11 protein-coding genes are annotated in these 12540 nt (G+C 37.8%); 8 read left to right on the top strand and 3 right to left on the bottom strand.

Annotation, left to right across the window (positions count from 1 at the left end):
* Positions 1-325 precede the first annotated feature (325 nt).
* Both WJM97_RS12175 and WJM97_RS12170 read left to right on the top strand, forming a co-directional pair.
* Positions 326-832, top strand: coding sequence for an HNH endonuclease (locus WJM97_RS12175; RefSeq protein ID WP_353933159.1), 507 nt, complete (start codon positions 326-328; stop codon positions 830-832).
* Positions 833-848: 16 nt separating this feature from the next.
* The gene (locus WJM97_RS12170) at positions 849-1238 is read left to right on the top strand and encodes an alr0857 family protein (protein WP_353929073.1); all 390 of its coding nucleotides are present in this window, start codon (positions 849-851) and stop codon (positions 1236-1238) included.
* A 118-nt stretch (positions 1239-1356) separates the two neighbouring features.
* Here the strand turns inward: WJM97_RS12170 and WJM97_RS12165 are convergent, their stop codons facing one another.
* Positions 1357-2316, bottom strand: coding sequence for a stage II sporulation protein M (locus tag WJM97_RS12165; RefSeq protein ID WP_353929072.1), 960 nt, complete (start codon positions 2314-2316; stop codon positions 1357-1359).
* A gap of 81 nt (positions 2317-2397) precedes the next feature.
* On the opposite strand from WJM97_RS12165, the gene WJM97_RS12160 reads away from it, so the two are divergent.
* Positions 2398-3246 (top strand): DUF975 domain-containing protein, encoded by an 849-nt coding sequence (locus WJM97_RS12160; RefSeq protein ID WP_353929071.1) that lies wholly within the window; start codon positions 2398-2400, stop codon positions 3244-3246.
* A 16-nt stretch (positions 3247-3262) separates the two neighbouring features.
* The gene (locus tag WJM97_RS12155; RefSeq protein ID WP_353929070.1) at positions 3263-4048 is read left to right on the top strand and encodes an RDD family protein; all 786 of its coding nucleotides are present in this window, start codon (positions 3263-3265) and stop codon (positions 4046-4048) included.
* A gap of 82 nt (positions 4049-4130) precedes the next feature.
* On the opposite strand, the gene WJM97_RS12150 is transcribed toward WJM97_RS12155, so the two are convergent.
* Positions 4131-4916, bottom strand: a complete 786-nt coding sequence (locus tag WJM97_RS12150) for a DUF1868 domain-containing protein (protein ID WP_353929069.1) — start codon at positions 4914-4916, stop codon at positions 4131-4133.
* A gap of 295 nt (positions 4917-5211) precedes the next feature.
* Between WJM97_RS12150 and holA the strand changes: the two genes are divergently transcribed.
* Complete coding sequence (holA, locus tag WJM97_RS12145; protein WP_353929068.1) at positions 5212-6198, top strand: DNA polymerase III subunit delta; 987 nt, start codon at positions 5212-5214, stop codon at positions 6196-6198.
* A gap of 185 nt (positions 6199-6383) precedes the next feature.
* Positions 6384-6881 (top strand): DUF4168 domain-containing protein, encoded by a 498-nt coding sequence (locus tag WJM97_RS12140; protein WP_353929067.1) that lies wholly within the window; start codon positions 6384-6386, stop codon positions 6879-6881.
* A gap of 64 nt (positions 6882-6945) precedes the next feature.
* Here WJM97_RS12140 and WJM97_RS12135 read toward each other — a convergent pair whose 3' ends face one another.
* Positions 6946-9666, bottom strand: coding sequence for a DUF3536 domain-containing protein (locus WJM97_RS12135; RefSeq protein ID WP_353929066.1), 2721 nt, complete (start codon positions 9664-9666; stop codon positions 6946-6948).
* A 672-nt stretch (positions 9667-10338) separates the two neighbouring features.
* Between WJM97_RS12135 and cax the strand changes: the two genes are divergently transcribed.
* Entirely contained in the window at positions 10339-11460 is a 1122-nt protein-coding gene (gene cax / locus WJM97_RS12130; RefSeq protein WP_353929065.1) for a calcium/proton exchanger, read from the top strand.
* Positions 11461-11883: 423 nt separating this feature from the next.
* Positions 11884-12432, top strand: coding sequence for a peptidoglycan-binding domain-containing protein (locus WJM97_RS12125; RefSeq protein ID WP_353929064.1), 549 nt, complete (start codon positions 11884-11886; stop codon positions 12430-12432).
* Positions 12433-12540: the final 108 nt, after the last annotated feature.

Genomic DNA, 12540 nt, shown 5'->3' with positions numbered 1-12540 from the left:
TGGGAGTGGAGTATTTATTTAGGGCCGATAATAGCCAGCATCAAGGGCGAAACACGGAGGGTAATGATGATTTTAGAATTAACAGTTTTAATCTGCTCAATAGTAAACCACAACTAGAGATAAAAAGCGGGAGGTGCAAGGAAAATGTTGTACCGTAATCAGACCAAAAAATTACTAGGTCAATTTTAACCCCCGCTTCACCTAAATCAGAGGCGGGGTTTTTTAATCAGTTAACAGTAATCAGTTCACAGTAAACATTAATGACTGAGAACTTATAACTAATAACTGAGAACTGATAACAAGGAGTCAGGCTGTGACAAGTGCAATGCAAGTGTTAGAGCAATCGGTAGTAGTATTTTCTCAAAATTACTTACCACTTTGTAAAGTCAACATTAAGCGAGCAATTGTGTTGCTAGTAACAGAGAAGGCAGAACCTCTAAATTTTTATACAGAAGAGGGATGGTTAGTCCGCTCATCTAGCCTAGTGTTGTCTGTACCAAAACATATTCGTTTAAAAATTACAGCGGCTGAAAGGATGTGGAAAGTTCCCCCAGTCAATCGGCGGGAAGTGCTCAGGCGAGATCATCACAGTTGTCAATATTGTGGTGTTAACAAAAATCTGACCTTGGATCATGTGATTCCCCGCTCTAAAGGGGGTTTACATACTTGGGACAACGTAGTCACAGCCTGTTCTAGATGCAACTCTTTTAAAGGTAATAAAACCCTAGCTGAAGTAGGAATGCGGCTACGTACTAAGCCGAAAACACCTCTACACCCTGCTGTGTCTTTTGCAGAAAAATTTTGGGTGGATTTGCAAGCAAACCTGGAATAACAGGAGAGCATAAGGAATGCTGAAATTAACTTACACTGAAGGAAGTTTTTATTTAGAATGTCTTTCTCTGTCACTAGAAGAATGGGTGGCAAAGAGAGCAATTTTATCATTACGTATTGGTAAGCCTTTTTGCTTAGAACCTAGCACTGCTTCCTTTTTGCTTCCTGTTGATGTACCGGGAGTAGAAAAGTTGAGGATGGAGGCGCGAAGAGTTGATGGTGAAATTATAGATTTGTCTGGTTGTGATGCTGAATATTTAGAAGTGACTTTACGGGGTTCTTGGTTATCAGATGGTACTGAGGATAATGTAGGTGTATTTGTAACTATGATGAGCGATCGCATGGAATTCTTTTTGCATAAACTATGGCAAGAGTCACAAGTTTGTACTTCTGTTCTGAGTGAGTAAAGAAGGTAAGAGGCAGAGAATATTTACAGCAGATATTAGGGATAAAACTAATTTACCTGCAATATGTTGTAATATTTCTGCCTGTTTTATATTCAGTATTTAAAACAACTGCTGACAATTAAGCTATTTTTCTCTTTTGATTACAATACATAACCAATCCTATTAATAATCCAATACCAGCTAAATATTTGATTGGGTCTGGAAAAATAGGATTAGGTGAAAAAAATCCTTCAATAATCCCTGCTATAACTAACAAAGGGATAATTCCAAATACTAATTGTGCCGCCTGGGAACTGTTGATTTTCATTGCATCTCGACGGCGATATTTACCGGGAAACAAAATTGCTTTACCAATTAATAATCCTGCCGCACCAGCAAAAAATATGGCAGGTAATTCTAAAGCACCATGGGGAAAAACAAACGCCCAAAATGGATAAGCTAAATTATTTTGACCGACTAAAGTAGCAACTGCACCAATTAATAAACCATTAAAAACCATTAAATAAGTAGTATATAATCCGGCTGTAATTCCCCCTGCGACAGCACCAAAGGAAACAGAAATATTATTAATCATAATGTTGCTGGATGCTAAAGGTTCAATACCGACGATTGAACCCATCCAGAGTTCACCATGATCTCGGACTTGGGAAATTAATCTTTCTGGTACAATTAGGAACATAAAGCTAGGATCTTGCCACGCATACCACCAAGCGACTAAACCACCAAATAAAAATAGACTGGTAGCAGCGATAATGTATGGGAATGTTTGCTGCACTACAGCGGGAAATCCCCATCGGTAAAATTCTTGAACAGCGTGCCATTCTTGTTTACGTGAACCTTGGTAAATCTGCGTATAAGCACGAGTTGTTAAGGATTGTAAACTCTGAGTTAAAGTTTTACCTACTTCCTGGGTACGTGCGCGGGCTAAATCTGCGGCTACTGAACGATATAAACTGGCTAATTCTCTAATTTCTTCGGATTTAAGGTATTTTAAGCGTTTTTGCTCTACTTTTCGCAATAGATGGTCTAGACGTTGCCAATGTTTTTCCCGTCTGCCAATCCAACGTTTAATATTCATAAAATTTCCAACTACTGAGTTTAATTTAGCTTAAGATAACGTCAAAATTGCTAATTGTAATTATAAGGAGCATTTACCACCATGTCTGACAACTTTAGTGTTACCAGTAATGCAGAACCATTGAGTATGGGTAATGTAGTGAGTGCAGGTGTGCGTTTATATCGTTCTCATCTGAAAGAGTATTTTTTATTGGCACTAAAAGCCTATCTTTGGGTACTTGTACCAGTTTATGGCTGGGCAAAATGTTATGCTCTCTCAGCTTTAATTAGTCGTTTAGCTTTTGGTGATTTGGTGAATCAACCCGAAAGTATTCGTGATGGTGAGCGTGTTGTTAATTCCCGACTATGGCAGTTTTTGGGGACAATGCTATTAATGTCGCTGATAGGTGGGGGAATTGGTCTTGGTTTTATGATTGTGTTTGGCATTTTGCTGGCAATTATTGGAGCGGTTTTAGGAGTACAAGGTGGTGGTTTTGGTAATATTGCTATTTTTTCATTGATCGCTATTTTAGTTACTCTTGTGGGTTTTGTAATTTTTGCCTGGGTTTTAACTAGGTTTTACTTGGTTGATTTACCTCTGGCGATTGAAGAAAATTGTGATGCTACTCAGACTATTAAACGTAGTATTGATTTAACGAAAGGTTATGTGGGAAGAATTTTCTTAATTTCTTTTGTAGCTATTTTAATTACATTACCGCTGCAAATTTTACTGCAAATTCTCACCAGTGTAATTCAGTTAGTTTTTACACCGCTTTTAGCTGATGGCAATGCCTTTGCTTCCTTGATTTTTTTTGTTTTAGTGATTGGTATAGTCATTGGTAGTAATGCTGTGATTTTACCTTTTTTCCAAACTCTCAAAGCTGTGATTTATTATGACTTACGCAGTCGAAGAGAAGGTTTAGGTTTGCAGTTACGTGATCGGGAAGTTTAATAGAACATTTAAGGTTATGCACCTGTTCAATAAAATTAAATTTAGCACTCCGGAAAGTGTAGAGTTAGAATTTACTTTAGCTGGAATTGGTAGTAGAGCTTTAGGGCTATTAATTGACTATCATATTTTAGGTTTAAGTTTAGCTCTATTTATCGTTGTCTGGCTGACTATTTCCGCTCAATTAATTAATATTGGGTTGGAAATTTTTGGTTCTGGCTTTGCTTTATGGATGAGTGCGATCGCTTTTCTGAGTCTTTTTTGTATTTACACTGGTTATTTTGTCTTTTTTGAAAGTCTCTGGCAAGGACAGACTCCCGGTAAACGTATTGCGAAGATTCGTGTGATTAGAGATGATGGTAGACCTGTGGGTTTACAACAAGCCTCTCTTCGAGCTTTATTACGTCCTGTGGATGAATTCCTGTTTATTGGTGCTTTTTTAATTATGTTAAGTAAAAGTGAAAAGCGCCTGGGTGATTTATTGGCAGGAACAATAGTAATTCAAGCTCAAAAAGATAATAAATCTGGCAGTTTTACTATTTCACAAGAGGCAAAATCATTTTATATTAGCCTGCAAAAAGTCTCGGATTTATCGCAGTTACTACCTGATGATTTTGCTATTATCAGAGAATATTTACAGCGTCGCAGTGGGATGTCAAAAAAGGCTAGATATTCACTGTCTATAAAGTTAGCTCAACAGGTAAAGTCTATTATTGATTTAACAATACTACCATCTGACATTTCTGCTGATGTACTTTTAGAAGCTGTTTATTTAGCCTATCAACAACCAGACTATGAGGTATGAGTCATTAGTCATTAGTCATTAGTCATTAGTCATTAGTTTTAAAAAACTGATGACTGACAACCCATAACTAATAACCCATGAATTAAAACTCTAAATTAGTCCAGTCTGGCTGACGATAATAATGGATCATGTTGTCAAACTTTCTTAATTCAGCCCTATGAATACTAATTTCAGGAAAGTTTAACAGCCATTGTTTATTTAATTCTGAGAAGGAATTAGTGAGTTTTTCCCGGTCAATATCTGCTGGAATTTCTCCAAAATAGCCTAGAGTGACATGGGCTGTAAAATGATAATGTTGTTCAATACCCAAACCCATTAATTTACGATTTTGATAAATTAATCGGCGTAATTGTATGACTTCTTCATAACAGCGTTCATCCTTAGGAATTAAACACACAGCAACCGCCCTGGGCATAACTATCAATCCTAGCATTTGCCAAGTAACTGTATTAGCTGGTTTGATTCGTAATTGTTGATACTGTGTAAATAAATCACCTAAGCAAGAATTTAAATCCCGTTCAAATTGGGGATTTTTTTCATTAGCATGAACGAAGGCATGATCCCAAATTAAATCAGCAATGGTGACGTGAAAACTGCTGGGAGGTAGGGGTACAATCAAATCAGAATTGATAGATTCTAAGAGTGATCGCTGATATTTCTCGATTTGGCCGTAAAAGTCAGCGTTCTTTATATCCTCTTCTGCTGGTGGGGTTATCAAGGTATAACCAGGAAAGTTGGTTGGTTTTCTAACTCCATCCTCAGTCTTGAATTTAGAAGACTCCTGAATATGCTGAACTTGGGTTTTAAATGATTCTGGTAGCGTCATGCGTGCTACCCGATTTAAGTAGGTTTGGTAGTTGTCGTCCAATCTTCTGAGCCTCGATCTCTATTGCTAAATTGTAGGAAAATTTACTGATTTTTACCAAGCTATACCAATGAAAATTTAAAATTTGGGAAGAAAAGTACCAAAAAGATAAATATTACCAATTAATTATCCATGACCCATTAGCCCAGCAATTCTCATTTTGAAAGGAGGTTGCGTCATTTCAGCAATCACAAGTTTTGTTAAGAATTATCAAACCCTCGTGGTGAAAGAGTTTTTATGTCATGAAATCTTAAAATGAGAATTTAATTTCTGCCATTAGCCATTACCTTTGATTTTTATGCCAATCTATGTTTACTGGGGTGAAGATGATTTTGCAATGGAAAAGGCGGTGACAGCTTTGCGTGATCGCGTTCTTGATCCCCTATGGACAAGTTTTAACTATACCACTTTTCCTCCTGATCAAGGGGATGCAGCAGTTCAAGCTTTAAATCAAGCGATGACTCCTGCTTTTGGGGCTGGTGGACGTTTAGTATGGTTAGTTAATACTACTCTGTGTCAACAGTGTCCAGAAAATGTTTTAGCCGAATTACAACGGACTTTACCTGTCATTCCTGACAGTTCGTTTTTACTATTGACTAGCCGCAACAAACCTGATGAACGCCTTAAAGGTACAAAATTTCTCAAAAAATTTGCTGAATTTAAGGAATTTTCTCTTATTCCTCCCTGGAAAACCGAATTGTTAGTGCAAGCGGTTAATGAAGCGGCTCAAACCGTGGGTGTAAAACTAACTCCCCAAACTGCCGAACTGTTGGCGGAATCTATAGGTAATGATACACGGCTTCTTTATACAGAAATGGAGAAGTTACGGCTTTATGTGGATGGTGTTAATAAACCTTTAGATGTTAAAACTGTAACTCAGTTAGTGAGAAATACTACTCAAAATACCTTACAATTAGCAGCGGCTATTAAAACAGGAGATACAGCTAAGGCGTTGGGTATTGTAGGTGATCTAATTAATGCGGCTGAACCGGGTTTAAGGATTGTTGCTACTTTGATTGGTCAGTTTCGCACTTGGTTATGGGTAAAGATGATGATGGAGACTGGAGAACGTAACCCCCAAGAGATAGCTAAAGCTGCGGAAATCAATAACCCAAAACGGATCTATTTTTTACAACAGGAAGTTAAGTCTCTTTCTGTACAGCAATTAATTTCATCTTTACCTCTTTTGTTAGAGTTAGAAGTGAGTCTCAAGCAAGGTGCGTCAGAAACTTCTATCCTGCAAACTAAGGTTATTGAACTCTGTCAAGTCTATCAAAGAAGATAATTTGTCATAGTGTCTCTAGTTCCGTAAGAGATTGGTAATTTGTAAAAAATCTTACCTTTTATCTGTCACCTGCTTCCTGTTATATGAAAAAATTTAGTAAATTCCGGTTTTACTGGAACTTCTTATTCCTAAAATAATTCAAATCTACTATCATATCTCTACTATTATTCTGTGTCATCTATCGTATGCAGGAAAATTATTTTATCATTGTGGGAAATTCAATTGAGCATCAGTTATCTACATCTTTAGTATTGGCAACTCTTACCAGTGCAAGCTTTATTTTTGCAACTTTAGGCTGGAGTGCTAAAGCTAATACTCCAATATTAAAAGTTAGTAGTACAGAAGTTACCAGTTATGCTGAATCTGTTTTGGAAATGGAACCAAAACGACAAGAGGCTTTTGAAGAAATTAAAAAGGTGATCGGTAGTAAAGAAGTTCCTAAAATCGTTTGTAATGATTCTAAAAGTATGAATTCTTTACCTGGTAAAGCTAAGGATATAGCTATTAGTTATTGCAACGATTCTCAAACAATAGTTGAGTCAAAAAAATTGACTATTGAGCGTTTTAATGAAATAACTATGGAAACCCAAAATAATAGTGATTTAAAGCGTCAAATATATAATACATTAATACGCTTACAGAAAGAATCCGCTGCTAAGGCAGGTGCGCGTGATGCACAGTAAATGAGATCAGAAGCTTGCTTACAAATTAAATAATAGCGGAATAGCGGGCAAGATGCCCGCACCACTATGGTAGTTTTTTCAGGATCAGGCTGACATCAACAGCTAATTTTTGTCCTAGTTTTAACCACTGACGACACTGTGTAGATTCTGTTGTACTACTGATGTTGTTGAGACAAAGGGGAGCTATTTGACTATGTAAACAGCTAAAATAGAGTTCTTGGGCTTTTTCTAAGCAAATTCCCAAATTTAGCTGATAACCAACATCAATTAACTTTTCTAACCGTTGAATATCCGTATTAAAAGAGCCATTAACATCGTGTAACAATTGCCACAGTAATCTAACAATTAACTGCTCTAATATCTGTTGACCTTCGGGTATATTTAATTGACAGCGGAGATGTTTAGCTTCAGTGGCGATCGCTTCCAATTCTAAGACATGATTCCAACTTAATTGAGGTTCAGCTATATCTTGTTCTAGGCTACGCAACGTTGTCATACAGCGATAACCCAAAGCAATTTCCGCCGCCACCTGTAATTCTTGGGGAACTGTTAATCCATCTCGATGGAAAGCCATAATCACACCGTAATTTTCTCGATATGTCTGGGTATACAACTGATCCAACCTTGTCAGTGTTTCCTGGCTTAATAGTCCCATAATCCGATGCCGTTCTTCTGCAAATAAATTTTGCAAACTAAAGGCCTCATCCCCAAAAATTTGTGTCATTACTAAAATAGCTTGAGCGGCACTTGCTTGTTGCAAAGAAGTAAACAGCCTTTCCTTCAATAGACTGTAATCACGTCTTCCCGTGAACTGCTGAATACAGCAATGGAAATCCCAACCACCCAGATGTAGAACTGCAAATACCAGATTTTCACTTTCCCAAGTAATTTCTGAAACTAGCTTTAAATGTCCTACCACCATAGTTAACGCACCCATGCGTTGCATTTGGTAATCTAACTCATTAGCCGTATAACAGTAAACACGCTTTTGATAAGTCTCAAGAGGATCTGATCGATCTTGTGTAGATAAGTTATTGCTGTTACTGCTGTGATTATCAAACAAAGAAGTAATAGCATAATGGGCAGCTACTTGTCTAAACCCAATTTGGGCAGTCAACACCAACTGACGGTAAATTTCTGCCCCATGTCTAAAGTCTTCGACATTACTGGGAGCTAAACCCAAACGTTTGAGAAAACCCTGTTCTAACTGCACACCTGCCACATCACCAGCTAATTCCAAAGCACGGGAAGCATAGCGCAGAATTTGTGTTCCCTCTGGCCGAGAAAGTTCTTCAAAAAACCAACCACAACTGGTAAACATAAACAGTGAATGACGCTGCATTTCCAATAATTGCAAAGCATCTATCTGTTCGGTGGCAGTGAGTTTATGAGTTTGATGACGGGAAAGAAAACGGGTAACATTAGCGGCCGAGCGATCGCGTAAAATCTCAATATATTCATCCCTTGCTAACCAAGGATCTTTAAATAATTTTCCCCCATGTTCCTCATACACCGCAACTAACTGATCCCGCAACCAGTTTAAAGCATCACGCAGAGGCCTGCGCCATTTTTGATGCCAAACACCACCTTCTCCACCACAACCACAATCATCTTGCCATCTATCAACACCATGAGCGCAACTCCAAGCCGTGACGGATTTTAATTCCACTTCCCAACTAGGAGGATTTAAACTCAAATAGTGAGCAAAGTTTGTCACAGTCCAACCATGACGGGGGAACTCACCAATAAAAGCATAGGCAATAGTTTTCTCAGTTCCTTTTTTATGATGTCCAAAGGTTTCCCCATCGGTAGCCACAGATATTAATTGTGCTGGCCGATGATCCCCGCGTATTGCAGCACCAACCCGACCGGCAAAGTGATGAGAACTATAAACCACATCACTAAAACCCATATCTCTAGAAATTGGGCCATCGTAGAAAAAGATATCAATGTAAGGTAAATCTTCTTCTGTAGTTGCTGATGAAGTAGTTTTATTTACACTCAGAGGAGAAGATGTACTATTCAGAGTTGGCTTTAAATAACAACGATAGGGGCGAGTGGGATCAATTTGATTACCTCCCACTTCATGCCATGCTGGGTGGGGATCATTTTCTGTGGGGAAAGGACGACAGCGTTGAGCTTGGGATGGTGCCAGGACAATAAAACGAATGCCCTCAGAAATCAGAGCCTCTACAGTCGGATAATCAATGGCAGTTTCCGCTAACCAAATGCCTTCGGGATCACGACCAAATCTAGATTTGAAGTCTGCCTTACCCCAGCGAATTTGGGTGTATTTATCCCGTTCATTTGCCAAGGGCATGATAATGTGATTATAGACTTGGGCGATCGCATTGCCATGACCATTTAACCGTTCACTACTTTTAGCATCAGCCTCCAAAATGCGCTGATAAACTGACCTGTCGTAACGTTCCAACCATGACATCAAAGTTGGTCCGATATTAAAGCTCATGTATTCGTAATTATTGACGATCCCCAACAATTCACCCTTGTCATTTAGGACTCTCGCAAAGGCATTAGGGCGATAGCATTCCCAGTGAATTCTTTCATTCCAATCATGGAAAGGTGTTGCACTAGGTTGACGTTCAATGGCATCTAAATAGGGATTTTCCCTGGGTGGTTGGTAAAAATGACCATGCACCGTTATGTACACACCTTGAGCTTTTCGCAGGGGATCATTATCTGTGAGAGATTGTAAATCTTGTTCTATTTGTGCTAATTGAAATGTTGAGCCAGTGCTTGTTGGCAATTGGGCAGCCGAAGTCATATTATTTTTATCCAAAGTAAAATTGCAATTGTGGTGAGAGTATTTCTATAAAGCAGCTAATTTTGACACCAATACTAAATATAGATGATGTTCAACACTGCTCCCCCAGGCATCTATCAACAATAGTGAAATTTATTAAACTTGTTACATCACTTAGCTGCAAAGGGTTATAGTAACTTTTACATTTGTTTTGTGGGCAAATCCGATATAAAAAATGTTTGCAAATTAAGGTGTAATGGAAACTCTGGCAAAAGCAGCCATATTTTGGGAATAAATCTGCATTATCATGCAAACATTTCCTGGCTGATCACGAAATAATCAAAGATAGAATAAAACCTCATAAATAAAATTGTATCACTGGCAACGCTAATTAGCCAAGGAAATGCAAGGTATCTTAATCTAATACCACGTATGTTCTAGCTTAAACCACCTGATAATTCATACTTTTGCAAAGAAAGATTGCAGTTTGGAATTGAATCGCAATTTTATTTTACATATCTGCACCACTGAAAGGTCTTGAGTAGACAAATTTACCAAACAAAAAAGTAATATTTTTGGAATAGCTTTTCTCACATTTGAGTAATATCCTGTATTTTAGTTACAGTTGGTTACAGTAATGATGTTTGCAACTTTAGCAGCATCTGTAACTGATATCCCTATTCGAGATTATCAATGTCAGTCAAAAACATTCTTTTTCTCATTCTCTTACTTTTTATACCAGTTTCCCTAGCTGCTCACTTTTTAGAGTGGGGAGACTTGATAGTTTTCATTACCGCTGGCCTAGCAATTTTGCCCTTGGCAGCTTGGATGGGTACAGCTACAGAAGAAATTGCCGTGGTAGTTGGTCCCTCCCTGGGAGGTTTGTTAAATGCCACCTTTGGTAATGCTACAGAACTTATTATTGCCTTAGTTGCTCTCAATGCTGGGTTGATAGATGTTGTCAAAGCCAGTATTACCGGTTCAATTATTAGTAATTTACTCTTAGTTATGGGCTTTTCCATGCTCTTGGGTGGATTACGCTACAAGGAACAAACATTCCAGTCAGTGGTAGCGCGGGTGAATGCTTCTTCTATGAATTTGGCAGTTATCGCCATTTTATTACCAACGGCAATGAACTATACTTCCATTGGTATTAATGAAGAAACATTGCAAAATCTTTCCCTAGCTGTTGCCGTGGTTTTGATTTTAGTTTATGGTTTAACCTTGCTATTTTCGATGAAAACCCATGCCTATTTATATGACGTAGGTGTAGCAGAAACAGAAACAACGGAAACAACGGAAACAACAGAATCAGAGGTCAAAATAGAGGAACATTCCCAAGAAAAACCAAATATTTGGCTGTGGACTGGTGTGTTACTGGTATGTACCTTATTCGTTGCTTTTGAGTCAGAATTGCTAGTAGATTCTTTAGAAGTCGCCACATCTAAGTTAGGTTTTACGGCTCTATTTACAGGGGTAATAGTTCTGCCTATCGTTGGTAATGCCGCAGAACACGCTACGGCCGTAACTGTGGCTATGAAGAACAAAATGGATCTTTCCTTATCTGTGGCTGTGGGATCAAGTCTGCAAATTGCCTTATTTGTTGCCCCTGTATTAGTTATTGCTGGCAAGATACTAGATAAGCCTATGGATTTAGATTTTAATCCTTTTGAGTTAGTAGCAGTGACTGTATCAGTTTTAATTGCCAATAGTATTAGTTCGGATGGTAAGTCTAATTGGTTAGAAGGAACTTTACTCTTAGCTGCGTATACAGTGCTTGGTTTTGCTTTCTATTTCCATCCTGTTATTAGTTAGTTATCACTACAGCTTTTGCCCAAGGCGATCGCTTTGGGCATAAAATCACTAAAATCAGACTTGATGTTATGGCAGGTAATAAGCTATATTTCCTGATCATCAACTGTTATGTCAAATAAACTACTTACAGACAAATATAATTACTTGGATTTAATAAAGTTAGATTTAATACATAAATATTTCAAATTTAACTTGGAATTTTAACACTGCCGCTATAGAATACATTATATACATGATATAGAGTTGACACTGATTATTAAAAAATAAAAGTCAATGAAGTTAAGTTAATATACTTGTTTATGCGTAAAAAATATCACGTTTTAGCTAATAAAAAAACTTATTTATAGAGAGTTACAGTTTCACCTTATTTGTTTGTCTACTCCTGGTTTATCCTTATAGTTACAAGATATGAGATGAGTTAAAATGACTGATATTGGCCTGCTAATGACGGGCGTATTAAGTACCAAACAACCAAATTTGCCCCATTTGCCGGAGCAACGACCATTTATAACAGAAAATGGCGTGCAGAAGTCAACAAACGATCAGTTATCTCAATTACCTTCTAATTCTCAAATCACACCACCGGAATTTATGACTACAGATAGAAGGAAACGAATTCAAATTTCTGCACTGGCAAATCAACGAAATCAAATTTTAAAACAAGTTCGCCAAAAGCATCTATCCTCTATATCCTTTAAATTAGCAGATGCTCAGGATATTTCTACAGAAAAGCAACTATTAGCAAGATATCCAGCATATAATAGACCGACTATGCCCACTTTACGTTTTGGCAGTGCAGGTACATCAGTGAGAATTATGCAAAGGTTGTTAGTCTCCAACGGTTATGGAATTGAAATTGATGGTGTATTTGGACCTTTGACAGAAGTAGCTATCAAAGCTTTTCAAAGTCAACGTAGTTTATCTGTAGATGGTGTTGTTGGTCAAAAAACTTGGTCAGAATTATCAATTTAAGATCGGGACAGGTATAGCAATGGACAAGGCGGTTAGAACATTAAATAGGGCTTGCTGTTCGCGGAGCGTGCCGTCAGGCATATAAATCTCAAAACATTACAGGTAAAC

The organism is Okeanomitos corallinicola TIOX110 (genome assembly GCF_038050375.1).
Taxonomy (GTDB): Bacteria; Cyanobacteriota; Cyanobacteriia; order Cyanobacteriales; family Nostocaceae; genus Okeanomitos; species Okeanomitos corallinicola.
This window is presented reverse-complemented; position numbering and strand designations above follow the sequence as displayed.